Below are 26405 nucleotides of genomic sequence, written 5' to 3'. Positions count from 1 at the left end.
CTGTTCCTGACCGATCCGATCGTGCTGCCGGGCATGGTCGTGCCCATCGAACTGGACGAATCCGCGCAGGCCGCGATCGATGCCGCGCGCGCCGCCAAGACCGACGCCGTGCTGCTCGCGCCGCGGCTGACCGAGGGCTACGCCACCTACGGTGTGGTCGCCACCATCGAACAGGTCGGCCGGATGCGCGGCGGAGCCCCCGCGGCCGTCCTCAAGGCCGAACGGCGCGCCAAGATCGGGCACGGGGTCACCGGGCCGGGCGCCGCGCTGTGGGTCGAGGCCGAACCGGTCGAGAGTCCCACTCCCGACGGCCGCACCAAGGAACTGGCCGCCGAATACAAGAAGCTGGTCGTCTCGGTGCTGCAACGCCGCGAAGCCTGGCAGATCATCGACGCGGTCAACCAGCTGACCGATCCCTCGGCCATCGCCGACACCGCGGGCTACGCCCCGTACCTGACTTCGGACCAGAAGCGGGAACTGCTCGAGACCCCCGAGGTGGCCGAGCGGCTGACCACGCTGATCGAGTGGACCAAAGCGCACATCGCCGAGGCCGAGATCAGCGAGAAGATCAGCGAAGACGTGCGCGAGGGCATGGAGAAGAGCCAGCGCGAATTCCTGCTCCGCCAGCAGCTCAACGCCATCCGCAAGGAGCTCGGCGAGGACGAGCCGGACGGCGCCGACGACTACCGCACCCGCGTCGAACAGGCGGACCTGCCCGACACGGTTCGCGAGGCCGCGTTGCGCGAAGTCGGCAGGCTGGAACGAGCCAGCGATCAAAGCCCGGAATCGGGATGGATCCGGACCTGGCTGGACACCGTGCTCGAGCTGCCGTGGACGGTGAAGACCACCGACAGCGCCGACGTCTCGGCCGCCCGCGCGGTGCTGGACGCCGACCACCACGGCTTGGAAGAGGTCAAGGACCGCATGGTCGAGTACCTGGCCGTCCGCGCTCGCCGGGCCGCTCGCGGCCTGGAGGTCGTCGGCGGACGCGGGTCCGGCGCGGTACTGGTGCTGGTCGGTCCGCCCGGCGTCGGCAAGACCTCGCTGGGTGAGTCCGTGGCGCGCGCGCTGGGCCGCAAGTTCGTCCGCGTCGCCCTGGGCGGCGTGCGCGACGAGGCCGAGATCCGCGGGCACCGCCGTACCTACGTCGGCGCGCTGCCCGGCCGTATCGTCCGGGCCATGAAGGAAGCCGGTTCGATGAACCCGGTCGTCCTGCTGGACGAGATCGACAAGGTCGGCTCGGACTTCCGCGGCGACCCGGCGGCCGCCCTGCTCGAGGTGCTGGACCCGGCGCAGAATCACACGTTCCGCGACCACTACCTGGATCTGGACCTAGATCTGTCCGACGTGCTGTTCATCGCGACGGCGAACGTCATGGAGACCATCCCCGGCCCGCTGCTGGACCGGATGGAGCTGATCACCGTCGACGGCTACACCGAGGACGACAAGGTGGCCATCGCGCGCGACTTCCTGGTGCCGCGGCAGTTGGAGCGCAACGCGCTGACCGCCGACGAGGTGACGATCAGCGAGGAAGCGCTGCGCGAGATCGCCGCGAACTACACCAGGGAGGCCGGCGTCCGGCAGATGGAGCGGCTGATCGCCAAGGCGCTCCGCAAGGCGGCCACCCGGCTGTCCGAGCGCGAAAGCGGGTCCGCGGCATCGGGTTACGACCCCGAGCTGGGCTACGAGGTCGACACCGGCACCCTGACGATCGGTCTGGACGATTTGAAGGACTACCTGGGTCGCCCGCGCTTCACCCCCGATTCGGTGGAACGTACGGCTGTCCCGGGTGTGGCCACCGGCCTCGCGGTGACCGGCGCGGGCGGCGACGTCCTCTACATCGAGGCGAACGCAGCCGAGGGCGAACGGTCGCTGACCCTGACCGGTCAGCTCGGCGACGTCATGAAGGAGTCCGCGCAGATCGCGCTGACCTACGTGCGCTCACACCTGGAGGAGATCGGCATCGAACCGTCGGTGCTGGACCGCAACATCCACATCCACTTCCCGGCCGGCGCGGTGCCGAAGGACGGGCCGTCCGCGGGTGTCACGATGGTCACCGCCTTGGTGTCGCTCGCGCTGGGACGCCAGGTGCGGTCGGATGTCGGCATGACCGGTGAGGTCACGCTGAACGGCCGGGTGCTGCCGATCGGCGGGGTGAAGCAGAAGCTGCTCGCCGCCCAGCGGGCCGGACTGAAGACGGTGTTCATCCCGGCGCGCAACGAGCCGGATCTGGACGACGTCCCGGCGGAGGTGCTGGCCGCGCTGGATGTCCGCCCCGTCGCCGACGTGGCCGACATCCTCGCCTACGCCATCGAGCCGGTCGCCGAACCCGCGTTGGGCCCGGCCTTCGCGGCGACCGCCTGACCTGGGCTGCCACGGCCGGGCACGGAGTTCCCGTGCCCGGCCGTCGCATGCCCGCGGGCGGACGCGCGCTGCCCGGCCGTGGTCTGCCGAGCAGGCGGTTCGCGCTCGCAACCCTGTGCATTCGGCATCGCGGCAGCGGACCATCGTGCGGCTCATCCCGCCGAACAGCCGCAGCACGTCGCGGCGAGTTTCGGCGGTCGCCGTCCTGCGCAGCCGCCGCGACAGGTGCAAGCCCGGCCGACGCCGTCGATCAGACCGGTACCCCGCTGCGGATCGTGCGGCGCTTCCCGTACGTCGTAGCACCGTTGGCCGGGTGGCGTCATGCGCCGGTATTCGCACCGGTCAGGTCCGCTTCCGCGAGCCGGGTGGTGCCCTGGGCCACCGCGCAGAGGACAGGTGCGCGGTCCGGGCTCTCCGCGTAGATCTCGCAGTGCGCGACCGCCTGGCGGCGCGTCGACCCGGTGACGGCTGCCTCGACGCGCAAGCGATCGCCCGCGGCGGGGCGGAGGTAGGTGATCGTCACACCGCCGGTGAGCACGTTCGCGCCGAGAACTGTTCCGGCGGCGAAGGTGAGGGCGTTGTCGGCGGCGTAGGCGAGCACACCGCCGTGCACGTAGCCGAACTGCTGGGTCAGTTCCGGGCGCAACGGGATGACCAGGGTGGCCGCGCCGTCGCCGAACGCGGTGATCTCGGTGCCCACCAGGGCGGCGAACGGCTGCGCGGCCAGGATTCTCTTGGCGCTGTCGAGGTCGAGGGTCATCGTGGTCGTCATCGGGAGACCTCCCCCACGGCCCGGGTGCGATCGGCGGAGAGGGCTAGCCAGGCGGCATCGGCCAGTTCGCCCGCGACTTCGGCCGGGCCGATGCGCATTTCCCCGCCCAGCCACTGCCGCGTGTATTCCTGCGCCGGACCCAACCACAGCGCGTAGACCAGATCGATCGGAAGATCGCGCACCGCCCCGTATCCCGCGTGTGTGCGCCACCACCGCGTCACGTCCGACAGGAAGCGGCGGTTGCTCTCGCTCTCGCGCACCCCCGGCGGCCGTGCGGACGTGAGCACCGTTGCGCGGTACTGGTTTTCGCTCACCCACCGCAGATGCTCACGCACGCCGGCGGTGACGCCTTCGCGCGCGTCGGTGCTGTCGCCGACCACCGCCCAGAAGTGCGCTTGGTAGTCCGCCAGCGCGTTGGCCCATACCTGCCGGTACAGGTCGGCCTTGTCCGGGAAGTGGTGGTAGAGCGCGCCGACGCTGGCGCCCGCCGCATCCCGGATCTGGGCCAGCGTCGCGTCGAGGGCCCCGTGCTCGGCGAACTGACGCTCGGCCGCCAACAGCAACCGATCTCGAATCTTCATATCCAGAATTTAGTTCTGTCCTGCGCGCGCCGCAACGCCGGGTGTCGCAGGTCTGCGGTAAGAACGAGAGGTGGCCAGATGGCTGTTGCACGTCGATCTCGACCAGTTCCAGGCGGCGGTGGAATTCCGCCGGCATCCGGAACTGCGGGGACTGCCGGTCATCGTGGGCGGCCACGGCGATCCCACCGAACCGCGCAAGGTGGTGACCTGCGCGTCCTATCCGGCGCGCGCGTTCGGCGTGCGGGCCGGGATGCCGCTGCGCAGCGCGCAGCGCAAGTGCCCCGAGGGCGTCTTCCTGCCCCTGGACATGGCCGCCTACGAGGATGCCTCCGACGAGGTCATGGCGTTGCTGCGGACGTTTCCCGGCCGGGTCGAGGTGTGGGGCTGGGACGAGGCGTTCCTCGCCGCCGACACCGACGACCCGGAGGCCCTCGCACAGCAGGTGCGCGACGCCATCGCCGGATTGGACCTGACCTGCTCGATCGGCATCGGCGACAACAAGCTCACCGCCAAACTCGCGACCGGGTTCGCCAAGTCGGCGGGCAAGTCGTCGGCCGAGCCCGTCGCAGGCCCGGGCGCCGCCGCGGGCGTCTTCCGGCTCACCGCCGCGAACTGGACCGAAGTGATGGCCCATCGACCGACGAACGCGCTGTGGGGTATCGGCAATCGGATCGCCGCACGGCTGGCCGAGCTCGGCATCCGAACCGTCGGCGACCTGATGGCGGCCGACCGGCAGCGTCTCGCGGCGGAGTTCGGGCCGAACACCGGGCCGTACTTCTGGGTGCTCGGCCACGGCAAAGGCGATACGGATGTCACCACGGAACCGCGAATCCCCGTAGGCCGCAGTAAGTCGGAGACATTCCCGCACGATCTGACCGATCCCGGTGAGATCCGCGCTCAGGTCGCGCGGCTGGCCACCGAGGTCGCGGAGGAGATGGCCGCGGCGGGCCGGATCGCCACCCGCGTCGCTGTCACCGTGCGGACCAACACCTTCTACACACGCAGCAAACAGGAGAAACTGCCCGAACCGACCATCGACGTGGCGCGGATCGCCGAGACGGCACTGCGCATCATCGATCGGTTCGACCTCGACCGCCCGGTCCGCCTGCTCGGCGTCCGGCTGGAACTCCTGCCGCAGTAGCTCCCGGAGCCGTCCGGACACTCGTATGCTCGTCCGCATGGAGTTCTGGGCGATGGTGGCACACGAATCGGATAGCGGGATCGTCCTGACCCGGCAGCAGGTCGGCGAGGATTTCCTCGGGCCGGGCGACGTGACGATCAAAGTGCACTACTCGAGCGCGAACTACAAGGACGGTCTGGCGATCACCGAGGGCGGCGGGGTGGTGCGCAACTACCCGATCGTGCCCGGAATCGATCTGGTGGGCGAGGTGGTCGAGTCCGCCGACGACGATTTCGCCTCCGGCGACCCGGTGATCGCGCACGGTTACGACATCGGCGTCTCGCACAACGGCGGCTTCGCCGAGTACGCGAGGGTCCCCGCCGAATGGGTGGTCAAGCTGGAGGACCTGAGCCTGCGCGACGCGGCCGCGGTCGGCACCGCGGGTTTCACCGCGGCGCTGAGCGTGCAGGCGCTGCTCGATCGCGGCCTCACCCCGGACGCGGGCCCGGTGCTGGTCACCGGCGCGACCGGCGGGGTCGGCAGCGTGAGCATCGACATCCTCTCCGGACTCGGTTTCGAAGTCATCGCATCCACCGGCAAGACCGACGCGGGCGGGCTGCTCAGCGAGATCGGCGCCAACGAGGTGATCGGCCGATTGCCGGAGCCGGATGCCAAACCGCGGCCGTTGACCAAGGCCAGGTGGGCCGCGGCCGTGGACAGCGTCGGCGGCGCCTCGCTCGCCTACATACTGAGCGCCATCGGCTACGGCGGCGTGGTCGCGGCGAGCGGGCTGACCGGCGGGTCCGAACTGCCCACCACGGTGATGCCGTTCATCCTGCGCGGTGTCGCGCTGGAGGGCATCGATTCGGTCAACCTCCCGATCGAGCGTCGCCGGGAAGTGTGGTCCCAGCTCGGCAAAGAGCTGCGGCCACAGCATCTTTCGGCCCTGGAGAACTACGCTCCGATCACCGATGTGGAGCGGGTGTTGCGCGCCATCCGCGACGGCAGCCACCGGGGCCGCACCGTGATCGGCGTCATGGGCGAATTCTGATCGCGACCGATCGGCGAAGCCCGGCTCGACTCGTTCGAGCCGGGCTTCGCCGGTTGAACGGCCTCGATCGGATCACGCCGCGCGCGGGAACACGCTGCCACCGCCGAGAGCCTCGATCCGATACGGTTCTTCCGCATCAATCCCATGCTCGCTCCGGTCGAGAGGCGAACCTCGTTGTCCGCGAATCTGTTCTGGCGTTCGATGTCGATAGTGGCGGCGTCCGCACTGCTCGCCGCGCCCACGTACGGCCGGGCCGATCCGGCGGTCGACGCGCAGCCCAACGGCGTGGACCGGTTCTATCACCAGACGCTCGAGTGGAAGCCGTGCGGTGCCGAGAATCTGGACAAGGCCGGGGGCGAGTGCGCGAACGTCCTGGTGCCACTCGACTACGGGCGGCCCGGCGATCGCACCATCACCGTGGCGATATCCCGGGTGAAGGCGACCGATCCGGCGCGGCGGCGGGGCGTCCTGCTGTCGAATCCGGGCGGTCCCGGCGGCCCGGGCCTGGACAGCGTGGATCTGCTCGGTGACGTGCTGTCGCCGGACGTGCTGGCGAGTTACGACCTGATCGGCATGGACCCGCGCGGGGTCGGCGAGTCCAGCAGCAGCCCGCGGTGTGGGTGGCCGGTCGGCGAGATGATCCGGTCGGCGGGCCTGGATCCGCTGGGGTTCGTGCACGACACCGTTCAGTCCGCGGGCATGGCCGCCACCTGCGTCGTTCGCGATCCGGAGCTGGTGCGGCAGTTCACCACCCGCAACACCGCGCGGGACATGGACATCGTCCGAGCCGCCCTGGGTGAGCAGAAGGTCAATTTCTACGGCCTGTCCTACGGCACGTACCTCGGGGCGGTGTTCACGCAGATGTTCCCGGAGCGCAGTGATCGAGTCGTGCTCGACAGCGCGATCGATCCGGACCGGTACTGGACGGGCTTGGTCCAGGATTGGGGACCAGCCGACGAGATCGCCTTGGACGATTGGGCGGTGTGGGCCGCCGCCCGGGACGACGAATTCCGGCTCGGTGCGACGCCGCAGCAGGTGCGAGCGAAGGTCGAGGAGTTGGTCCGCGTCGTCAACCGCAAGCCGATCGTCATCGACGGTTTCGCGATCGACGACCACTGGCTGCCGTTCATCCTGCACGCCTTGCTGTGGAACTTCCGGCTCAACGAACCGCTGGCCGCGACGGTGCGCGAGCTCGCCGACGACGCGGGCGGTCCGCCCACGACCTCCCGCACGCCGCGACTGCGCGCGATCGTGGCGGCGCTGCGGGACAACGAGAACTCCGTCTTGGCGCAGATCGCTTGCGGTGATGTCGGCGCGCCCGTCGATCCCACCTGGTACTGGCGCAACATCGAGGAGAGCCGGGCCACGCAACCGGTGTTCGGGGCGCTGGCGGGCAATATCCAGCCCTGCGCCTTCTGGCCTCGTCCGGTCGAACCGCCGACAGTGGTGCGGAACGCGGTGCCCGTGCTCATCGTGCAGGCGTCGGGCGATCCACGCACTCCCTACACCCATGCCGTCCGGCTGCACGAGTACCTGTCGGCGTCGCGGATGGTCACCTTGGAAGGCGTCCGTATCCACATGACATTCCGGCCCGAGCTGAGCAGTTGCGTGAACAACGCGATCAACGCCTACTTCGGCGCGGGAACCCTGCCGGACACGGACACCACCTGTACCACGGACCAGACAGCGAGCTAGCCGGACGACGGATCAAGCCGCCGCCGTGACGGGCTCCTCGGCGAACTGGGTGCGGTAGAGCTCCGCGTAGCGGCCGTCGGCGTTCAGCAGCTGGGCGTGCGTGCCGCGCTCCACGATCCGGCCCTCCTCCAGCACCAGGATCTGGTCGGCGGAGCGAATCGTGGACAACCGGTGTGCGATCACCAGCGCGGTCCGGCCCTCCAGCGCCTCGGACAGCGCTTCCTGCACGGCGGCTTCGGAGGTCGAGTCCAGCGACGCGGTCGCCTCGTCCAGGATCACCACGCGCGGCTGCTTGAGCAGCAGGCGCGCAATGGTCAGGCGCTGGCGCTCACCGCCGGAGAGCCGATAGCCGCGCTCGCCGACCACGGTCTCCAGTCCGTCCGGCAACGACGCGACCAGCTCGCGCAGCCGGGCGCGCTCCAGCGCGTCCCAGAGTTCGTCCTCGTCGGCCTCCGGCCTTGCGAGCAGCAGGTTGGCACGGATGGTGTCGTGGAACAGGTGCCCGTCCTGCGTGACGAGCCCCACCGATTCGCGGATCGACCGGGTGGTCAGCTCGCGCACGTCCACGCCGTTCAACCGCACCGCGCCGCTGTCGACGTCGTAGAGCCGCGAGACCAGCTGCGCGATGGTGGACTTGCCCGCGCCGGACGAGCCGACCAGCGCGATCAGCTGCCCGGGCTCGGCGCGCAGCGACACTTTGTGCAGCACCTCCACCCCGCCGCGGGTGTCCAGATTCGCCACGTCCTCCAGCGAGGCCAGCGACACCTTGTCGGCCGAGGGGTAGCCGAAACTCACCGCGTCCAGCTCCACCGCGACCGGGCCCGCCGGAACCGGCCGCGCCCCCGGCGCGTCTTCGATCAGCGGCTTCAGATCCAGCACTTCGAAGACACGCTCGAAACTCACCAGCGCGGCCATGATCTCCATCCGGGCGCTGGCCAGCGCTGTCAGCGGCGTGTAGAGCCTGGTCAACAGCAGCGACAGCGACACCACCGCGCCCGCGTCCAACTGCCCGCGCAGCGCATACCAGCCGCCGAGCCCGTACACCAGGGCGATCGCCAGCGCCGACACCAGCGTGAGCGAGGTGACGAAGACGGTCTGCAGCATCGCGGTGCGCACGCCGATGTCCCGCACCCGGCGCGCCCGCAAGGCGAACTCGTCGGACTCCTGCTCCGGACGGCCGAAGAGCTTGACGAGCGTCGCGCCCGGCGCGGAGAACCGCTCGGTCATCTGGGTGCTCATCGCCGCGTTCAGACGGGCCGCTTCCCGCTGCATGTCCGCAAGGCGGTTGCCCATCCGGCGCGCCGGAAGCACGAACACCGGCAGCAATACCAGCGCGAGCACCGTGATCTGCCACGAGATGCTGAGCATCACCCCGAGCGTCAACGCGAGCGTCACCAGGTTGGCCACCACGCCGGACAGGGTGTCGCTGAACGCGCGCTGCGCGCCGATGACGTCGTTGTTCAAGCGGCTGACCAGTGCGCCGGTCCTGGTCCGGGTGAAGAAGGCGACGGGCATCTTCTGCACGTGGTCGAACACGGCGGTGCGCAGATCGAGGATGAGCCCTTCACCGATCCGCGCCGACATCCATCGGATCGCCAGCCCGAGCCCCGCGTCGAACACCGCGAGCATCCCGATCACCAACGCCAGCACGACCACCACCCGGGGCGCCGCGCCGCCGACGATGTCGTCGACCACCCGGCCCGCCAGCACCGGCGTCGCCACGGCGAGCCCGGCGGACACGACGCTGAACAGCAGGAACGCGCTGATCCTGCGGCGGTGCGGCGTCGCGAACCGGATGATGCGCTTGGCGGTGGCGAAGCGGAACGGCCGCTGTTCCTGCGGTGCGTTCGCCCGCCGGTACATCTGGCTCCACGCCACGGATTCGATGCTCACGTTGCTCTTCCTCTCGCTCCCCACCCCATCCAAGACCTGGCCACCGACACTAAGACCTCAACAATGGTTTAGTTCAAGTCGATTCCGGCGCGGAACCCTTTCCTCCCACAGCGAAACCGGCCACAACCCGAACCCCGGACCACGACGTGCATGGCGCTTTACGCATAGGCGCTGGAAAAACGAACACAGCTCGCTGGAAAATAACACCGTGACCGAGAACCGGATGGCGGCACTGCACGGCAGGATCGCGGGTGAGGTCGACACCTCCGAGCGGCGGCGGGCGGAGTACTCCTCGGACGCGTCGAACTATCGGGTTCTCCCGGCCGCGGTCGTCTTCCCCAGGACCGACGAGGACGTCGCCGTCACCTTGGAATTCGCCCGCGGCGAGGGCCTTCCGGTGACCGCGCGCGGCGCGGGAACGTCGGTGGCGGGCAACGCGATCGGCCCCGGCCTGGTGCTCGATTTCAGCAGGCATATGAACCGGATCGTGGTGATCGATCCGGCCGCCCGCGTGGCCACCGTGCAGCCGGGCGTGGTGCTGTCGGAATTGCAGCGGGCGGCGCGTCCGCACGGCCTGCGCTTCGGACCGGACCCTTCGACGCAGAATCGCTGCACCCTCGGCGGCATGATCGGCAACAACGCCTGCGGACCGCGCGCCGTCGCCTGGGGCCGCACCTCCGACACCGTGCGGGCGTTGCGCATCCTGGACGGCACCGGCACCGAACGCGCGCTGGCCGCCGACCTGTCGGCGGTGCCTGGCCTCGCGGAATTCAGCAGGACGAATCTCGCGGTTCTGCGCACCGATCTGGGGCGCTTCGACCGGCAGGCGTCGGGATACGGCTTGGAGCATCTGCTCCCAGAGCGGGGCGCGTCGGCGGCGAAGGCGTTCGTCGGCAGCGAGGGCACCTGCGGCTTGCTGCTGGACGCGACCGTCGACCTGGTCGCGCTTCCGGCGGCCACCGTGCTCACCGTGCTCGGCTACCCGGATATGGCCACGGCGGCCGACGACGTCTCCGCCGTGCTGGCCTGCGCGCCGATCGCGGTCGAAGGCATCGACGCGCGGCTGGTCGACGTGGTCCGGGCGCACCGGGGCACGGTGCCCGACCTGCCGCGCGGCGGCGGTTGGCTGTTCGTGGAGACCGCGGGCGAGACCCGAGCCGACGCGCTGGCCGTAGCACAGGAGCTGTGCCGGACCACGGGCGCGATGGACACCCGGATCGTCACCGATCCGGGGACGGCGGCGGCGCTCTGGCGGATCCGGGCCGACGGCGCGGGGCTGGCGGGTCGCACGCCCGACGGTCGGCCGGCGTGGCCGGGGTGGGAGGACGCGGCCGTCCCACCCGCGCGGCTCGGCGCCTACCTGCGCGATTTCGCCGCACTCACCCGCGACCACGGCGTCGACGGGCTGTTGTACGGGCACATCGGCGACGGCTGCATCCACGTCCGCCTCGATCTCCCGATCGCCGACGCGCCGCGCCGTTTCCGCGCTTTCCTCTTCGACGCGGCGGAATTGGTCGTGCGCTACGGCGGTTCGCTCTCCGGCGAGCACGGCGACGGCCGGGCCCGCTCGGAGCTGCTCTCGGTGATGTACTCCCCTGCGGTGCTCGACGTCTTCGCCGGATACAAGGCGCTGTTCGATCCCGGCGACGTCCTGAATCCCGGTGTGCTCGTCGCACCCCGTGCGATCGACGCCGACCTGCGGCTGGCCGGATTGATGGACGCCCGGCCGTCGCTCGGTCACCCGCTCCCCGAAGACGGCGGCGATATGGCCGTCGCGGTTCATCGTTGCGTCGGCGTCGGCAAGTGCCGCGCCGACGGCGGTTTCATGTGCCCGTCCTACCAGGCCACCCGGGACGAGAAGGACAGCACGCGCGGGCGGGCGAGGGTGTTGCAGGAGGTGGTGCGCGGCGCGCTGCCCTGGTCGTCGGAGGCTGTGGCGGAGTCGCTGGACCTGTGCCTGTCGTGCCGGGCGTGCCGGTCGGACTGTCCGGCGGGCGTGGACATGGCCACCTACAAGTCGGAGACGCTGTATCGCCGCTACCGCCATCGGCTGCGCCCGATCGATCACTACTCGCTGGGCCGGCTGCCCCGGTGGCTGTCGGCCGCGAGCCGGCTGCCGAGGGTCGTCAACGCACTCGCCGGCCGGCCCGCGCTGCGTCGAATCGGTCTGCGCGCGGCGGGCATCGACCCGCGCCGTGACGTGCCGCGCCTGGCCGTGCGCGGCTTCCGCCGGATCTGGCGCGATCTGGACGACGGCGCCGCACTGGCCGAGTCGTCCTATGCGCCGGAGGAGCGCAGCGGTGGTCGCGGGGAGGTCATGCTGTGGATCGATACGTTCACCGACGCGTTCGATCCGGAGATCGCACTGGCGGCGGCTCGGTTGCTGACCACGTTGGGCTACCGGGTCCGGATCCCCGAGCGACGCGTCTGCTGCGGATTGACCTGGATCAGCACCGGGCAGCTCGACGGCGCCCGCGCGCGGCTGCGGGCCACCCTGGCCGCGCTGGAGGAGCACGTGAGCGCGGGCGGCGTGATCGTCGGGCTGGAACCGTCCTGCACCGCAGTCCTGCGCGCGGACCTGACCGAACTGTTGCCGGAGGATCCACGCTCCGCGCCCACCGCCGCCGCGGTACGCACCTTGGCCGAGTTCCTGGCCGAGCAGCCGACCTGGCGGCCGCCACGGCGAACCGGGCAGTCGGTGGTGGTCCAACCGCACTGTCACCAGCACGCGATCCTCGGTTTCGACGTCGAACGCCGGTTATTAGCCAGTATGGGCGTGCAGGTGACGGAAATCACCGGATGCTGCGGTCTGGCGGGAAATTTCGGAATGCAGCGAGGCCATTACGACATTTCGGTAGCGGTGGCCGAGAACGGCATGCTCCCCGCGCTGCGCGCCGCGGGCGAGGACGCGATCTTCCTCGCCGACGGCTTCTCCTGTCGCACCCAGGCCGCTGCCCTGGCCGGGCGACAGGCGCGGCATCTCGCGCAATTTCTCTTGGAGCGGTGAGCCTTTCGGGGCCCGCCTGCGATCCGGGCGAGGTCAGCTGCCGAACGGCAGGGTGCCCGGCGGGATCTGGTAGCCCGAACTGCCCGCGAAAATCCCGCCCCAGGCGTTGAGCAACCAGTTGAGCAGATTGGTGATCATCAGACAACCTCCGTCATCGCTACAGCCAGCTATTTGCCGAACGAAATCAATATCGCCGTGAATCTTGTTTCGTTACAACCGATTGCGAAACTATAATCATGCGTGATCGAGATGAGAAGAGTTATGGGTGTGATGATAATCCGTCGCGCCCGGGCGGAGGGTGATGCGGCGCCGCGCGCCGCACCGGGCAGAATGAGGCCGGTGCGCAGCGTGACGGTCGAACCGGGAGCGAGCCGGACCCTCATGACGGATCGGCCGATCGATCTGGCGTGCACCCTGGCCCCGCTCGGCCGCGGCACAGGTGATCCGTGCCACCGGGTGACCGCCGACGGCGCGCACTGGCATGCCTCCCGCCTCCCGACCGGGCCGGTCACCTACCGGTTGGCGCAGTCCGGCCCGTGTGCGGTGCAGGCCCGCGCTTGGGGGCCGGGCGCGGAGGAATTCCTCGCGGGTCTCGAGCGCATGCTCTGCCTGGACGAGAACGTCTCGGCGTTCCTCCCTGATCACCCGAAGCTCATCGATGCGCACCGCCGGTTCCCCGGCCTGCGCATGTTGCGCACGGATCTGGTGTTCGAAGCCCTCGTACCGGCCGTGCTGGAGCAGAAGGTGCACACCGTCTCCGCGCGGGCATCGTGGCGGAAGCTGGTGCGGCAGTACGGCGAACCGGCGCCGGGCCCGGCACCGGAAGGAATGCGGCTGCCGCCGGACGCCGACACCTGGCGGCGGATTCCCTCCTGGGTCTACCACCGGGCCAACGTCGGACCGCAGCGCGCGCAGACCATCGTGCGCGCGGCGCGGATCGCCGAGTCGCTGGAGCGCGCCGCGCGGGTGGATCCGGCCGAGGCGGCACGCATGCTGTGCAGCGTTCCCGGTATCGGGGTGTGGACAGCCGCGGAAATCGGGCAGCGAGCTTTCGGTGACGCGGACGCGCTGTCGGTCGGTGATTATCACCTCGCCGCTACGGTCGGCTGGACCCTGCTCGGCCGTCCGATCGACGACGACGAGATGGTCGAATATCTGGAACCGCTGCGTCCACACCGCTATCGAGCGATCCGCCTGCTGGAAATCAGCGGCCACTTCCACAAACCGAAGTTCGGCCCGCGCACCGCTCGCACCGACCACAGTTGGCATTGAGTCACAGCAGTTAACAGACGTCCCATAGTCGACTACTTTTCCGCAATTTTGGCCAGTCTTTATCCGCCGTTCCCGGTCTGGGGAAAGCGAAACTATAGGTAGTCGCGCCACACTCGGCCATCGCCGCATTCATATCGGTACGCGAGGCCACCGCGGTCGGAGAGCAGGCGCTTCGGTTTGGCGCGCACCTCATTGTCGATCGAACCACACAACTGCAGGGGGTTGTTCAGTGGAGCAGAGGCCACTTGGGGATACACCACGGTCCAGATGTCAGTTCTACCGGCGCGAATGTGATCTGCCCGCCATGGTCGACCCACCCGAACTGGGCCGCATCGTGATGCGAGCAGGCTCGGTGTGGGCATTGACCATGCCGAGCGGTCTGGGGCAGGCGGTCAAGGCGCACCTACAGAGCAAGAGCGTCCGGCTCGGGCCGATCCTGGCGCACCCGCGCTCGAACCGATGGACTTTCTTGATCGCGCCGGACCTGCCGGAAAACGATACGCGCTTGTTCGCGGAGTTGTTCCGGCTCAACGTGTCGGTCTCCCGCACCGGGTCGACGATCGCGTTGCCGTCCCCGACCGCCTCGGTCGGCGCGATCCGATCCTGGATAGTGCCGCCGCGAAACCGATTCCGCCCCTCCGGGCGGGTAGTGGTCGCGGCCATCCGGGCGTGGGCCGAGCCTGCGCCGCGCCGCCGCTGAGCACGGCGATACCCGTGACAACTGTCAGCCGGGATCATCGAGGTACCGGGCCGATTTCGGCCGGTTGTTCGCCCGACAGCGCCGGTCGGCGGCGGTACTATCGGGCGCGCGTGAATGCGTCCGGCGACAGCGCTGGGTTCTCGGTCCGTACACGTCTGCCACGGCAGACAGCGAAGGAGTCCAATTCGTGAGCATTCAAGGCAACGCGAACATCGACCTGACCGGCGCCACGTGGCGAAGGGCGGGGGAAGGAGCGGGCAACGACAGCGTCGAGGTGGCGCTGCTCGCCGACGGACACGTGGGAATGCGCAACGGGAAGGACCCGGACGGGCCGGTGCTGATCTTCACGCCCGCGGAGTGGGCCGCCTTCACCGCGGGCGTGCAGGACGGCGAGTTCGACCGGCCACGATAAGGCACGGTGGCCGCCGAAAATCACGGAATGACACATATTCGGCAACGAAAAGACGTTTGCCGAGGCCGGAGGCGGGTAGCCCATATCCGTGGACCGTGGGCTCAAGAGTTCCCATCCCCGGTACCGGAAATTACGGCCGGACGATTGGGTGGAATGGCTGATCGTCGCGCTGTTGTTCGCGGTGTCGGCGGTCGGAGTCTTCGTCCTCACCAGCTCACTGCTGTCGGCGCTGCTCGTGGGCCTGCTGGTGTGGATCGTGGCCCTCGGTGTCGTGGCCATGTTGTAAGGGTGCGCCGACCGGCCGGGGATCACCCCGGCCGGTGGTCCGGCGCTATCGGCGAAACAGCTTGTTACCCAGCCAAACCAGGGGGTCGTACTTGCGGTCGGCCACCCGCTCCTTCATCGGGATCAACGCGTTGTCGGTGATCTTGATGTGTTCCGGGCAGACCTCGGTGCAGCATTTGGTGATATTGCACAGACCGAGTCCCTGCTCGTCCTGGGCGAGTTCGGCGCGGTCGCCCACATCCAGCGGATGCATCTCCAATTCCGCGATGCGCATCAAATAGCGCGGCCCCGCGAACGCTTTCTTGTTCTCCTCGTGGTCACGCACCACGTGACAGGTGTTCTGGCACAGGAAGCATTCGATGCACTTGCGGAATTCCTGCGAACGCTCCACATCGACCTGCTTCATCCGGTACTCGCCCGGTTTCAGATCGGCGGGCGGCGTGAACGACGGGATCTCGCGCGCCTTCTCGTAATTGAACGACACGTCCGTCACGAGGTCTTTGATCACGGGGAAGGTGCGCATCGGCGTCACCGTGATCACTTCGTCCTCGGTGAAGGTCGACATCCGCGTCATGCACAGCAGCCGTGGCCGCCCGTTCACTTCGGCGGAACAGGAACCGCATTTCCCCGCCTTGCAGTTCCAGCGCACCGCCAGGTCGGGCGCCTGGGTGGCCTGTAGCCGGTGGATGATGTCGAGCACCACCTCACCCTCGTTCACCAGCACGGTGAAATCCTGCAGTTCTCCGCCGTCGAGATCGCCGCGCCAGACGCGGAATTTGGCGTCGTAACCCATCGTTACGCCTCTCGCTCCGTCGAATGCCCGGCCGCGGCCGGGTGCCCGGCGAGTTCATCCGGGGTGTAGTACTTCTCGAGCTCGCCGAGATCGAAAAGGGCGAGCAGATCCGATCGCATCGGTGTCTGATCCTTGCGCGTCACGGTGACGCCGGGGATCGGGTCGCCGGCCGTGTCCGGATCGACCGCGCAGACCAGCAGTTTGTTGCGCCAGTCCGGATCCATCGACGGGTAGTCGTCCCGGGTGTGCCCGCCGCGGCTCTCGGTACGCAACAGCGCCGCGTGCGCCACGCATTCGCTGACCAGCAGCATGTTCTGCAAGTCGAGCGCGAGATGCCAGCCGGGATTGAACTGGCGGTGGCCCTCCACGGTCACCTGCCGGAACCGGGCGCGCAACTGGGCGAGCTTGTCGATCGCCTCGCGCACCTCGTGTTCCTTGCGGATGATGCCGACCAGGTCGTTCATCGTCTGCTGCAGATCGGTGTGCAGGGTGTAGGGGTTCTCGCCGTTGCCGTCGGCGGGCGGATCGAACGGCGCCACGGCGGCCTTCGCGGCCTTCGTGACATCGTCGTCCGCGACCGACGGCCGCTCGCCGAGTTGTTCCACGTAAGCGGCGGCTCCGAGTCCGGCCCGGCGTCCGAATACCAGCAGGTCGGACAGTGAATTCCCGCCCAGTCGATTCGACCCGTGCATGCCGCCGGAGCACTCGCCCGCGGCGAACAGGCCGGGCACCGTGGCCGCACCGGTGTCCGGATCGACCTCGACGCCGCCCATCACGTAATGGCAGGTCGGCCCGACCTCCATCGGCTCCTTGGTGATGTCCACGTCCGCGAGTTCCTTGAACTGATGGTGCATCGAAGGAAGCCGGCGCACGATCTCCTCGGCGGGCATCCGGGAAGCGATGTCGAGGTAGACGCCCCCGTGCTCGGTGCCGCGTCCCGCCTTGACCTCTTCGTTGATGGCGCGGGCGACCTCGTCACGGGGCAGCAGGTCCGGCGTGCGGCGCGCGGAGTCGTTGTCGCGCAGCCATTGGTCGGCCTCCTCCTCGGTCTCGGCGTACTGACCCTTGAAGACCGGCGGAATGTAGTCGAACATGAACCGCTTGCCCTCGGTGTTCTTCAGCACCCCGCCGTCGCCGCGCACGCCCTCGGTGACCAGGATGCCCTTCACGCTCGGCGGCCAGACCATGCCGGTCGGATGGAACTGCAGGAATTCCATGTTGATCAGCGTCGCGCCCGCGCGCAGCGCCAGCGCGTGCCCGTCGCCGGTGTACTCCCAGGAGTTCGAGGTCACCTTGTACGACTTGCCGATGCCACCGGTGGCCAGCACCACCGCGGGGGTCTCGAACAGGATGAAGCGCCCGGATTCGCGCCAGTAGCCGAAGGCGCCGGAGATGCGGTCACCGTCCTTGAGCAATTCGGTGATCGTGCACTCGGCGAACACCTTGATGCGTTTCTCGTAGTCGCCGGTCGCGGCGAAATCCTCCTGTTGCAGCGAGACGATCTTCTGCTGCATGGTGCGGATGATCTCCAGGCCGGTCCGGTCGCCGACGTGGGCGAGCCGCGGGTAGGTGTGGCCGCCGAAATTGCGCTGGCTGATGCGGCCGTCCGGGGTGCGGTCGAACAGCGCCCCGTAGGTCTCCAGTTCCCACACCCGATCGGGCGCCTCCTGGGCATGCAGTTCGGCCATGCGCCAGTTGTTGAGGAACTTGCCGCCGCGCATCGTGTCCCGGAAATGGACCTGCCAATTGTCCTTCTCGTTGGCGTTGCCCATCGACGCCGCGCAGCCGCCCTCGGCCATCACCGTATGGGCCTTGCCGAACAGCGACTTGCACACCACCGCGACGGACAGCCCGTGCTCCCTGGCTTCGATGACCGCTCGCAATCCGGCGCCGCCCGCTCCGATCACGACGACGTCGTACTTGTGCCGTTCCACTTCTGCCATGCAGATAAACTCCTCGATGAGGCGGTCAGTCGATGAACCGCAAATCCGAAATCGTTTGGCTGGCAACCAACATGACGTAGAAGTCGGTCAGCACGAGGGTGCCGAGCGTGGTCCAGGCCAGCGCCATGTGCCGGGTGTTCAGCTTGGACACCTGAGTCCAGAACCAGTAGCGCACCGGATGCGCGGAGAAGTGCTTGAGCCGTCCGCCCGCGATATGCCTGCACGAGTGGCACGACAGCGTGTAGGCCCACAGCAGGATCACGTTGACCAGCAGCACGATATTGCCGAGGCCGAAACCGAAGCCTCCGGATTTGCCGTGGAACGCGACGATGGCGTCATAGGTGTTGATCACCGAAACCACCAGGGCCACATAGAAGAAGTAGCGGTGCGCGTTCTGGATGATCAGCGGCAGCTTGGTCTCGCCGGTGTACTTGCCGTGCGGCTCCGCCACAGCGCAGGCGGGCGGCGAGAACCACACCGACCGGTAGTAGGCCTTGCGGTAGTAGTAGCAGGTCAGCCGGAATCCGAGCAGGAAAGGCAGCACCACGAAGCCGAGTGGCAGGATCGCGGGCAGCTCCCCGAACGGCGTCCCGAAATGACTGGAACCCGCCACGCAGGAGGTGCTCAGGCAGGGTGAGTAGAACGGGGTCAGGTAGTGGTAGTCGGGAACCCAATATGCCGTGCGCACATACGATCTGATCGTCGCGTAGATGACGAACGCGGCGAGTCCGAGCACCGTGACGAGTGGGGGGATCCACCATCGGTCGGTGCGCAATGTGCGTTCCGAGATCCGGGCCCTTGTTCTGCTGAATACGCCGGTGCCCGCTTCCGGGGCGGCGGTCGGTGCGGCACTCACAGGTGGATGCCTCGCTGATCTTGTGTGCGGGTGGTCATCGTTACCTCCGCAATCGAATGTGATGCTGAGCACCATACGACACGTCCGCTATTGATCGAGCGGGGTCTCGACAAACCCGCGCCGCCGTCAACCGTATGATTTGCGCCACATTCGGGGCGCCGCTTGATTGCTTACGCCGCGTAGCGGGCTAACCGGACTTTTCGAACTCGACTCGCGCCGAACGTGTTTCGAGCGGGGCGGTCACCGCTGTCCGGCGGGGGCGATACGAGCCGAGGAAACGGCCCGTCCGGAGTTCTGGTATGCGGATCGAGTCGCGAAGCTCGGCTCCGCTGCGATGCTTTGTCACCTGCGGGCGGCATGTGATTCCGGCGCCGAGCGCGGGGGCCGGTGGCTCCTCCGCATCGGATCCGCATCGACGATGACTTTCGAGGGCCGGTGGCAGCGCCGATGCCGCGCGCCACGGCAGGCATGCGTCCTCGGTGGTAGAGCCACGGCCGACCGGCGCACCCGCATGGACCCGCGACCTCGAAGCTTCTCGGTCGAACTCCGCGATCGTCGCCCGTCCGCGGCTCCTGTCGATGCCGCACAGGTGGTGGCCGCGCACGGGCCCCGCGGCCCGGGGGCAGGACGCTCCGCAGCGATCACGGCGGATGCCGAGGTGCCGGTCGAGCCGGCATGGTCCGGGCGCGAGCGGACCGCGATGGGCGGCTCGCACCGCCCATCCCGGGACTACTTCGTTCGCGGACGAGAGTGGAAGCCGAGCCCCTCGTCCTGCGCGCCCATCCAGGCGGCCTCGTCCGACTTGCTGTCCGGCACGTAGATGACGTCCTGGGCACCGCGCCGCACCGCGGGCGGGGGTGACTGCTCGAGTTCGTCGGCGTCGATGACGAGCCGCTCGAGGTCGTTCTCCAGCCTGCGGACCGTGCTGGCGTCGCCGTACTGGTTGCGCAGTACGCCGATGGATTGCCGGAGTTGGCCGACCGCGTAGCGTAGTTCCGCAAATTCGCTGCGAGTCATCGATACCTCCTGAATTCCCTGGCGGACATGCGAACTCGGTGTCGTGGCGCGCGGTTGCCCTTCTGCCTTGGACCGCGCGACACCGAGTTGTGTGACCCACCGCACAACGTGATCTACAACACAGTACCGAAAGAATCCGCTCCTGGCTCGCACCAGGGGGAAATCCGATGATTGCCGCTCAGTTGCCGACGGTCAGCCCGCGGCGGCGTACCCGGTGCAGGCGCGCGCCGCGGCGACGGCGCGTTCGGTGAGTGCGGCGATGGACAGCGCGACCTCTTCGGCGCGTTCGAGCATCACACTGTGTCCGGCGCCTTCCAGGCGGACGAGTTCGGCGCCGGCCAGCTGGGAAGCCAGGGCCACCGAATGCGCGAACGGGAAGATGATGTCCGCCGAGCCCGCCAGCACCAGCACGGGGATGGCGCCGAGGCGGCAGAGGGTCGCCGTCTCGTCGAAAGCGATCAGCGAGTGCAGGAAGCCGGTCATGGTCACCAGCGGCGTGTCGTTGAGCATCGCGGTGGCCAGCGCGGCCACCCGCGGGTTCACCTTCCTGGTGCCGAACTCGGCGTCGCGCAGCACCGGCGCGAACAAGCGGCGGGTCAGATGCCGGGAAGCCTGCATGACGCGCGGCGCCCGCGCGACGGCGGCTTGCAGCGAGCTCACCGTCCGTCGGTGGAGCAGGCGCGCCAGTCCTACCTCGGTGATTCCGGCGGCCGCGGCCGCGAGCAACCCGACACCGGCGATCCGGGTACCGATCGCCTCCGGGTACAGCCGGGCGTAGGCGAGCACCGCCATCGCGCCCATCGAGTGGCCGACCAGGATCACCGGCCCGGTCGGCGCGACCGTCCGCAGCACGGCGTCCAGGTCGTGGCCGAGCTGCTCGATGGTGTAGGTCGACGGATGCGCTGCCCCGGATTCGCCGTGACCGCGATGGTCGTAGAACACCATCCTGGTGTCGTCGCCCCATCGCCGCAGCAGGTGCTCGCGCAGGTAGAACCACGATTCGGTGCGCAAGCAGTGCCCGTGTACGAAGACGACGGTCGCGGCAGCGTCATCGGCGCCGAAGACGCGGACCGCGAGGGGAACGCCGTCCCCGGCCGACACCGTGACGCGGTGACCGTCGTGATCGGCGGCGCGGCGGGCGATGGTGGTGGACATGGCACTCTCCTGTGGGCGAGGCGCATGATCGGCGCTTCCTGCCCAGTTGTCGGACTGGATTTCCGCGCCGTTACCGGCCCACACCTGCCGTTATGGACACGTTGCCCAACCGAGGCTGCCGGTCGATCCAGCGGCCATCGCCATGCGCACAGGAAAATCTACGGAACGATAGTCCTCGGACTAGATGATTCCTATCCTCGGTGCGCCGAGGGGAATCTGCGTCTTTCTAGGAGAAATCCGATACCGGTGAATATTGCGAGAGCGAGGGTCCGTCGCACGCGCCTCGCCCGCGACGGAACCCGCTGCTTCGCTCAGGCCTCCGCGCGCGGACGTGTGGACGGCAGGAAGGGGCGCAGGAGGTTCTCCTCGGTCGACGCACCCATCTGCCACTCCGCGATCCACGGCCCGGTCCCCTCGCTCGGATCGAGGACGCCGCTCTCCAGCCACTCGTACCGGCCGTCCAGCACACCCCGGGTGAGGGTGCGGTCGTCGTCGTCGGTGTTCTCCCACAGCGCGTCGAACAACCGGCGTACGCGCAGCCGCGACTGCCTGCAGAAGACGTCCGCCAGTTCCTCGGCCGCCTTGCCTTCCGGCGCGTCCGCGGCGCGCAATGCCTGGGCCCGCACGCAGGCCGCCGACATGGCGAACAGCTCGGCGCCGATGTCAACGATCCGGCCGAGGAAGTTCTGCCGGTACTCCAGGCCCGCCTGCCAGCGGCCCATCGCGTACATCAGCGATCTCGCCTGCTTGCGCGCGCTGCGCTCGACGAATCGCAGGTGCCGGGCGAGCACGCCGAATTCGGTGTATGCCGCGGGCACCGTCCCCGCGCCGACCGCCAGCTGCGGGAACCACTTGGCGTAGAAGCCCGTCGCCCCGACCGCCGCCTTTGCCTTGTCTTTGAACTCGGCCTTACGGTCGACCAGCGCGCCCGCGGCCGCCATGTGCGCGTCGGCCATCTCCCTGGCGATCAACAGCCGCATGATCTCGCTGGAGCCCTCGAAGATGCGGTTGATCCGCAGATCGCGCACCAACTGCTCGGCGGGGACGGCCCGTTCGCCCCGCGCGGCGAGCGAAGCCGCCGTCTCGTAGCCGCGGCCGCCCCGGATCTGCACGAGTTCGTCGGCGATCTGACAGCTCATCTCACTGGCCCACAGCTTCGCCAGCGCCGCCTCGATCCGGATGTCGTTGCGGCCTTCGTCGGACATGGTGGCCGACAGGTCGAGCGCCGCTTCCAGGGCGAACGTCGTCGCGGCGATGAACGAGATCTTCTGGCCCACGGCCGCGTGCTCGCCGACCGGCCTGCCCCACTGCACGCGCTGGGTGCTCCACTCCCGCGCGATCTTCAACGACCACTTGGCGGCCGCGGTGCACATCGCCGGGATGGCGAGCCGGCCCGCGTTCAGAGTGGTGAGCGCGATCTTGAGGCCGTCGCCCTCCCGGCCGATCAGGTTGCGCTTGGGCACCCGGACGTCGTGCATGCGGGTCAAGCCGTTCTCGATGCCGCGCAAGCCCATGAAGGAGTTGCGCCGCTCCACGGTGATGCCCGGGGAATCGGCTTCGACCACGAACGCCGAGATGCCGCCGCGATGCCCCTCGCTCTTGGGCACCCGCGCCATCACCACCAGCAGTTCGGCGACCACGCCGTTGGTGGTCCACAGCTTCACGCCGTTGAGCAGGTAGGCCTCGCCGTCGTCGGTCGGCGTCGCGGTGCTGGCCATCCTGGCCGGGTCGGAACCGACGTCGGGCTCGGTGAGCAGGAACGCGCTGACCGCCCCGGCCGCGCAGCGCGGCAGGAATTCGGCCTTCTGCTCGTCGGTGCCTGCCAGCTTGAGCGGCTCGGGCACACCGATGGACTGATGCGCCGACAGCAGGACACCGAGGCTCGGGTGCGTCGAGCCGACCAGCATCAGCGCGCGGTTGTAACCGACCTGGGAAAGCCCCTGGCCGCCATAGGATTGCGGGATCTTCAGGCCGAAGCAGCCGAGTTCGGCCAGGCCCTTGACGTACTCGTCCGGGATCCGGCCCTCCGCTTCGATCACCGATCCGTCGATGGACTCGCACAGCTTCCGCAGCCGGGCCAGGAACGCGTCGGTGCGCTCGGCGTCCTCGGCGCCGGGCTGCGGATACGGATGGATGAGATCGAGCCGGAACCGTCCCAGGAACATCTCCTTGGCGAAGGACGGCTTGGCCCAGCTTGTTTCGCGGGACTCCTCGACCAGTGCGCGGGCCTGCTCTTCGGTGGCGTCGACTTTCGCGGCTGTCGCCATGATGTCCTCCCTCGGACGTGATCAGGATCACATTCGAGTGTAGGAGGGTTTGTTACCCATCGGTAGGGTTGCTGGTCGAGATAAATCTACGAATATCTAGCGATCTTGAAAGAGGGGCGAATAGTCGGCAATCCGCCGCTGGGCGCGGCTGCCGGGCGCTCACACCGAGCGCAGGTAGCGGCCGAAGTGCGGGACCGTGAAGCCGATCGTGCCGCGCTCGGCGGAATAGATGAGACCTTTTTTGATCAGACCGTCGCGGGCGGGCGAGAGCGATGCCGGTTTGCGGCCGAGTTCGTTGGCCACCGCCGCGGTCGCCACCGGGCCGTCGTCGCCCGACAGGTCCGCCATGGCGCGCATGTATTCCCGTTCGGCGGGGGTAGCTCGCTCGTAACGGGAACCGAAGAACCCGACCGCGAGCTCCTCCTCCGCGGCGGGCGAGGCCACCTCGACGTCCTCGGCCGTGATCGGGCTCTCCGGCGCCTGATCCCAGGCGGCCTTGCCGTACGCCTGCACGAAGTACGGGTAACCATCGGCCTTGCGGTACAGCGCGTCCAGCGCCTCGTCGGTGAATTTCACGTCTTCGCGCTGGGCGGGCGCGATCAGCGCTTGGTCGGCGGATTCGCGGTCCAGCCGGTCTATCCGGTGATAGCTGAATAGTCGCTCCGAGTAGCTTTTCGACGCGGACAGCACCGCGGGCAAGTGTGGGAGGCCCGCGCCGACCACGATCAGCGGCGCGGCGTCCTGACTCAGTTCGTGGCACGCGCCGCAGATCGCGGAGATGTCGGCGGGCCCGAGATCCTGCATCTCGTCGATGAAGATCGCGATGCCGACGCCGATATCGCCGGCCAGCGCCGCCGCCTCGACGAGCAGCTCCACCAGATCGATCTCGATATCGCCGGAATCGGCCCGGCCGCTCACCGCCGGTACGTCGATGCCGGGTTGCCAGCGTTCCCGCATGCCCTTGTCCGCGGTGGCCCGCAAGGCGAAAGACTTGAGGATGCCGAGGAAGTCGTCCACCCGCTCCGGATTGCGGTGCGCCGTGGCGATCGCCCGTGCCGCCATGTGCAGCGCCGAGGACAGCGGGCGGCGCAGTTCCTGGTCCGGCCGCGCTTCGATCTTGCCGGTGCCCCAGCCGCGCGAGATCGCGGCGGAGCGAAGCTGGTTGAGCAGCACTGTTTTCCCGACGCCGCGCAAGCCGGTGAGCACGACACTGCGCTCCGGGCGGCCACGCGCGACGCGTTCGAGCACGATGTCGAAAGCCGTGAGTTGCTTGTCGCGCCCGGCCAATTCGGGTGGGCGCTGTCCGGCTCCGGGAGCATACGGATTCCGCACGGGGTCCATGCCCGGACACCGTAGCGCGTTTCGTCCGGATAATCTGGGCACATCTACGGCGTGTCCTAGAAAGCCTTAGCGGCCGGTATTGCACTATTGCTCTCGCCGCCGGTTCCCTAGGCCGGTGGCGGTTCGCCAGAATGGTCGCGCGCCACGGCGCGTGAGAACGGAGGGGCATGTCCGACGAACCGACACCAGCGGGCCTCGCCGAAGTGGTCGGGTCCTGGAACGTTCCGGCGGGCGCCACGGTGGCTCAGCGCATCCGGTCCAACATCCTCGTCGCGATCGAACGCGGCTACGACGATCCTCAACTGGTCGCCGATCTCGCGGTCGGGCCGCTGGTCATGGCGCTCGGCAAACTCGAGGTCGAACTGGCCGAGGCGCGCCGCAGGATCGATGAACTGGAGCGCGCGGTGCACCGCGGGCAGTACTGACCGCGTTGCCCTCTCCGTGACCTCGGCCGAGCGGTGAGATCTCCTCGTGACCCGAGCTGTTACGCCCGTTTCCCGCCGAGGGCGCAGCGATACCCGCGGTGATGGAAAAGATGCTGCTCTGTGCGCTGGACAACATCGCGTCGGCACCGTAATCTCTTCGTGACTTAGTGGAACAAGTCGCTTCGTAAGTGAAACGGCGCCACTAGTTACCGCCTAAACGGCTGTCGGGGCCAACCGGTCTCGGCTGTCGTGCCGGGGACCCACAGGTTCGTCTGGGGTGAATCCTCGCGGCCATGCCGGTCGTGGGGTAGGGCCGCTCTCCCGGCCCGAACCCGTCAGCTAACCCGGTCGGCGGGAGAGCAGCAAGATCGGAGACGTAGCTCGGTGGGTAAACACAGCTTGCAACGGGATTCTCGGGTTCCGAATTCCGTCAAGGGTGCGATTGTCATGGGTGCGGTGGCCGCGACCGGCGCCATGCCCGCGATTCCGGCCATGGCCGCGACCATCAACGTTCCCGGTGTCGGCAATTTCGACGTTCCGCAAGAATGGGAACAGCCGGTCCAGCAGCTCAATCAGCAGATCCAGCAGGCGCTCGCGGCCGTTCCCGCCGCCCCTGCCCAGGCGCCGCAAGAGGTCGCTCCCCAAGCTCCCAACTTCGCGCCCATGCTGCCGGGCCTGTTCGGTCAGCAGCAGAACAACTCCCCGGGCGACATCGCCCTCGACGCCGCCAGGACCAAGGTCGGCGCCCAGTACTCGTGGGGCGCCGCGGGTCCCCGCTCCTTCGACTGCTCCGGCCTCGTCCAGTGGGCGTTCCGCCAGGCGGGCGTCGAACTGCCCCGCACCAGCTTCGAGCAGTCGCACGTCGGCGCTCCGGTCGCCTACCACGACCTGAAGCCGGGTGACATCGTCATCACCAACGGCGGCGGTCACGTCGGCATCTACGCGGGCGACAACAAGCTCCTCAACGCGGTGCAGACGGGTACGCCGGTGTCCTACACGCCGCTGCGCCCCGACATGGTGGTCACCGCACGCCGTATCGTCTAACGAGTGGCCCGCGCCGAATCCGGCATCCAAAGCACCGCTACCCAGGCCCGCGTCGACTCGTGGACCTGGGCGGTGCGCCTGTTCAAGACCAGATCCGCTGCTGCGGAAGCCTGTCGTGGCGGACACGTCCGGGTGAACGGCGCGACGGCCAAGCCCGCGCAGCCCGTGCGTCCCGGTGACGAGGTCCGCATCCGGGCGGGGGGCATCGAACGCATCGTCATCGTGGAGCGGATCGTCACCAAGCGCGTCGGCGCTCCGATCGCCGCGCAATGCTTGATCGATCGCAGTCCGCCCCCTCCCCCGCGTGAGATAGTGGCGAGCATGCCTCGTCGCGATCGCGGTGCGGGGCGGCCGACCAAGCGTGAGCGTCGCGAGACCGATCGGCTCATGGGCCGACCCGAGCACTGATCGA

22 protein-coding genes and 1 riboswitch are annotated in these 26405 nt (G+C 68.6%); of the genes, 12 read left to right on the top strand and 10 right to left on the bottom strand.

Annotated elements, in window-relative coordinates; genetic code table 11:
- Positions 1-33 precede the first annotated feature (33 nt).
- Positions 34-2364: an endopeptidase La gene (gene lon, locus ABZ552_RS02035; RefSeq protein WP_281881216.1), complete on the top strand. Its 2331-nt coding sequence runs from the start codon at positions 34-36 to the stop codon at positions 2362-2364.
- A 319-nt stretch (positions 2365-2683) separates the two neighbouring features.
- On the opposite strand, the gene ABZ552_RS02030 is transcribed toward lon, so the two are convergent.
- Together ABZ552_RS02030 and ABZ552_RS02025 are read right to left on the bottom strand one after the other, a co-directional pair.
- Positions 2684-3136 carry a PaaI family thioesterase gene (locus tag ABZ552_RS02030; RefSeq protein ID WP_281876452.1) on the bottom strand — a complete coding sequence of 151 codons (453 nt, stop codon included), beginning with the start codon at positions 3134-3136 and terminating at the stop codon, positions 2684-2686.
- Positions 3133-3717: a TetR/AcrR family transcriptional regulator gene (locus tag ABZ552_RS02025; protein ID WP_281876451.1), complete on the bottom strand. Its 585-nt coding sequence runs from the start codon at positions 3715-3717 to the stop codon at positions 3133-3135. Before ABZ552_RS02025 ends, ABZ552_RS02030 begins: the two co-directional genes overlap by 4 nt.
- Before the next feature lie 70 nt (positions 3718-3787).
- On the opposite strand from ABZ552_RS02025, the gene ABZ552_RS02020 reads away from it, so the two are divergent.
- The 3 genes from ABZ552_RS02020 (at position 3788) to ABZ552_RS02010 (ending at position 7583) form a co-directional block, all read left to right on the top strand.
- Positions 3788-4858, top strand: coding sequence for a DNA polymerase IV (locus ABZ552_RS02020; RefSeq protein WP_281876450.1), 1071 nt, complete (start codon positions 3788-3790; stop codon positions 4856-4858).
- 37 nt (positions 4859-4895) lie between these two features.
- On the top strand, positions 4896-5888 hold the full coding sequence (locus ABZ552_RS02015) for an oxidoreductase (protein WP_357435231.1): 993 nt from the start codon (positions 4896-4898) through the stop codon (positions 5886-5888).
- 174 nt (positions 5889-6062) lie between these two features.
- The gene (locus ABZ552_RS02010; RefSeq protein ID WP_281876448.1) at positions 6063-7583 is read left to right on the top strand and encodes an alpha/beta fold hydrolase; all 1521 of its coding nucleotides are present in this window, start codon (positions 6063-6065) and stop codon (positions 7581-7583) included.
- Positions 7584-7595: 12 nt separating this feature from the next.
- Here ABZ552_RS02010 and ABZ552_RS02005 read toward each other — a convergent pair whose 3' ends face one another.
- The gene (locus ABZ552_RS02005) at positions 7596-9476 is read right to left on the bottom strand and encodes an ABC transporter ATP-binding protein (RefSeq protein WP_357435229.1); all 1881 of its coding nucleotides are present in this window, start codon (positions 9474-9476) and stop codon (positions 7596-7598) included.
- A gap of 208 nt (positions 9477-9684) precedes the next feature.
- On the opposite strand from ABZ552_RS02005, the gene ABZ552_RS02000 reads away from it, so the two are divergent.
- The 5 genes from ABZ552_RS02000 (at position 9685) to ABZ552_RS01980 (ending at position 15153) form a co-directional block, all read left to right on the top strand.
- Positions 9685-12483, top strand: a complete 2799-nt coding sequence (locus tag ABZ552_RS02000; RefSeq protein WP_281919341.1) for an FAD-binding and (Fe-S)-binding domain-containing protein — start codon at positions 9685-9687, stop codon at positions 12481-12483.
- A 381-nt stretch (positions 12484-12864) separates the two neighbouring features.
- Complete coding sequence (locus ABZ552_RS01995) at positions 12865-13755, top strand: DNA-3-methyladenine glycosylase 2 family protein (RefSeq protein WP_281881214.1); 891 nt, start codon at positions 12865-12867, stop codon at positions 13753-13755.
- A 304-nt stretch (positions 13756-14059) separates the two neighbouring features.
- On the top strand, positions 14060-14455 hold the full coding sequence (locus tag ABZ552_RS01990) for a DNA-directed RNA polymerase subunit beta (protein ID WP_281876443.1): 396 nt from the start codon (positions 14060-14062) through the stop codon (positions 14453-14455).
- A 187-nt stretch (positions 14456-14642) separates the two neighbouring features.
- Positions 14643-14867: a DUF397 domain-containing protein gene (locus ABZ552_RS01985; protein ID WP_063016907.1), complete on the top strand. Its 225-nt coding sequence runs from the start codon at positions 14643-14645 to the stop codon at positions 14865-14867.
- Between the two features lie 88 nt (positions 14868-14955).
- Positions 14956-15153 (top strand): hypothetical protein, encoded by a 198-nt coding sequence (locus ABZ552_RS01980; RefSeq protein WP_195090817.1) that lies wholly within the window; start codon positions 14956-14958, stop codon positions 15151-15153.
- Between the two features lie 45 nt (positions 15154-15198).
- On the opposite strand, the gene ABZ552_RS01975 is transcribed toward ABZ552_RS01980, so the two are convergent.
- From ABZ552_RS01975 to ABZ552_RS01945, 7 genes are all read right to left on the bottom strand, one after another.
- Positions 15199-15945 (bottom strand): succinate dehydrogenase/fumarate reductase iron-sulfur subunit, encoded by a 747-nt coding sequence (locus ABZ552_RS01975; protein WP_281876442.1) that lies wholly within the window; start codon positions 15943-15945, stop codon positions 15199-15201.
- Between the two features lie 2 nt (positions 15946-15947).
- A complete protein-coding gene (locus ABZ552_RS01970; protein ID WP_281876441.1) occupies positions 15948-17888 on the bottom strand; it encodes a fumarate reductase/succinate dehydrogenase flavoprotein subunit in 1941 nt (646 codons plus the stop codon).
- A gap of 25 nt (positions 17889-17913) precedes the next feature.
- Entirely contained in the window at positions 17914-18744 is an 831-nt protein-coding gene (locus ABZ552_RS01965) for a hypothetical protein (RefSeq protein WP_159841074.1), read from the bottom strand.
- 729 nt (positions 18745-19473) lie between these two features.
- Complete coding sequence (locus ABZ552_RS01960) at positions 19474-19761, bottom strand: hypothetical protein (RefSeq protein ID WP_281876439.1); 288 nt, start codon at positions 19759-19761, stop codon at positions 19474-19476.
- A 192-nt stretch (positions 19762-19953) separates the two neighbouring features.
- Positions 19954-20916 (bottom strand): alpha/beta hydrolase, encoded by a 963-nt coding sequence (locus ABZ552_RS01955; protein WP_281919343.1) that lies wholly within the window; start codon positions 20914-20916, stop codon positions 19954-19956.
- A gap of 311 nt (positions 20917-21227) precedes the next feature.
- Entirely contained in the window at positions 21228-23183 is a 1956-nt protein-coding gene (locus tag ABZ552_RS01950) for an acyl-CoA dehydrogenase family protein (protein ID WP_281876437.1), read from the bottom strand.
- 159 nt (positions 23184-23342) lie between these two features.
- Positions 23343-24524 carry an ATP-binding protein gene (locus ABZ552_RS01945; protein WP_281876435.1) on the bottom strand — a complete coding sequence of 394 codons (1182 nt, stop codon included), beginning with the start codon at positions 24522-24524 and terminating at the stop codon, positions 23343-23345.
- A 167-nt stretch (positions 24525-24691) separates the two neighbouring features.
- Here ABZ552_RS01945 and ABZ552_RS01940 point away from each other — a divergent pair, with 167 nt between their 5' ends.
- The 3 genes from ABZ552_RS01940 (at position 24692) to ABZ552_RS01930 (ending at position 26401) form a co-directional block, all read left to right on the top strand.
- Complete coding sequence (locus tag ABZ552_RS01940; protein ID WP_281876434.1) at positions 24692-24949, top strand: hypothetical protein; 258 nt, start codon at positions 24692-24694, stop codon at positions 24947-24949.
- A 200-nt stretch (positions 24950-25149) separates the two neighbouring features.
- Positions 25150-25318, top strand: a riboswitch (cyclic di-AMP (ydaO/yuaA leader).
- Positions 25319-25396: 78 nt separating this feature from the next.
- Positions 25397-25993, top strand: coding sequence for an NlpC/P60 family protein (locus ABZ552_RS01935; protein WP_281876432.1), 597 nt, complete (start codon positions 25397-25399; stop codon positions 25991-25993).
- A 3-nt stretch (positions 25994-25996) separates the two neighbouring features.
- Entirely contained in the window at positions 25997-26401 is a 405-nt protein-coding gene (locus tag ABZ552_RS01930) for an RNA-binding S4 domain-containing protein (protein ID WP_281876430.1), read from the top strand.
- Positions 26402-26405: the final 4 nt, after the last annotated feature.

Origin of the sequence: Nocardia sp. NPDC019219 (assembly GCF_040632645.1) — a bacterium.
In the GTDB taxonomy this organism is placed as follows: Bacteria; Actinomycetota; Actinomycetes; order Mycobacteriales; family Mycobacteriaceae; genus Nocardia; species Nocardia sputorum.
This window is presented reverse-complemented; position numbering and strand designations above follow the sequence as displayed.

What these genes read in the sequence shown, in the direction of transcription:
- ABZ552_RS01940 (WP_281876434.1), top strand. Translation starts at nt 24,692, where the DNA reads ATGTCCGACGAACCGACACCAGCGGGCCTCGCCGAAGTGGTCGGGTCC.
- ABZ552_RS02025 (WP_281876451.1), bottom strand. Translation starts at nt 3,717, where the DNA reads ATGAAGATTCGAGATCGGTTGCTGTTGGCGGCCGAGCGTCAGTTCGCC.
- ABZ552_RS02030 (WP_281876452.1), bottom strand. Translation starts at nt 3,136, where the DNA reads ATGACGACCACGATGACCCTCGACCTCGACAGCGCCAAGAGAATCCTG.
- lon (WP_281881216.1), top strand. Translation starts at nt 34, where the DNA reads ATGGTCGTGCCCATCGAACTGGACGAATCCGCGCAGGCCGCGATCGAT.
- ABZ552_RS01945 (WP_281876435.1), bottom strand. Translation starts at nt 24,524, where the DNA reads ATGGACCCCGTGCGGAATCCGTATGCTCCCGGAGCCGGACAGCGCCCA.
- ABZ552_RS02015 (WP_357435231.1), top strand. Translation starts at nt 4,896, where the DNA reads ATGGAGTTCTGGGCGATGGTGGCACACGAATCGGATAGCGGGATCGTC.
- ABZ552_RS01935 (WP_281876432.1), top strand. Translation starts at nt 25,397, where the DNA reads ATGGGTGCGGTGGCCGCGACCGGCGCCATGCCCGCGATTCCGGCCATG.
- ABZ552_RS01955 (WP_281919343.1), bottom strand. Translation starts at nt 20,916, where the DNA reads ATGTCCACCACCATCGCCCGCCGCGCCGCCGATCACGACGGTCACCGC.
- ABZ552_RS01975 (WP_281876442.1), bottom strand. Translation starts at nt 15,945, where the DNA reads ATGGGTTACGACGCCAAATTCCGCGTCTGGCGCGGCGATCTCGACGGC.
- ABZ552_RS01950 (WP_281876437.1), bottom strand. Translation starts at nt 23,183, where the DNA reads ATGGCGACAGCCGCGAAAGTCGACGCCACCGAAGAGCAGGCCCGCGCA.
- ABZ552_RS01990 (WP_281876443.1), top strand. Translation starts at nt 14,060, where the DNA reads ATGGTCGACCCACCCGAACTGGGCCGCATCGTGATGCGAGCAGGCTCG.
- ABZ552_RS01995 (WP_281881214.1), top strand. Translation starts at nt 12,865, where the DNA reads ATGACGGATCGGCCGATCGATCTGGCGTGCACCCTGGCCCCGCTCGGC.
- ABZ552_RS01970 (WP_281876441.1), bottom strand. Translation starts at nt 17,888, where the DNA reads ATGGCAGAAGTGGAACGGCACAAGTACGACGTCGTCGTGATCGGAGCG.
- ABZ552_RS01960 (WP_281876439.1), bottom strand. Translation starts at nt 19,761, where the DNA reads ATGACTCGCAGCGAATTTGCGGAACTACGCTACGCGGTCGGCCAACTC.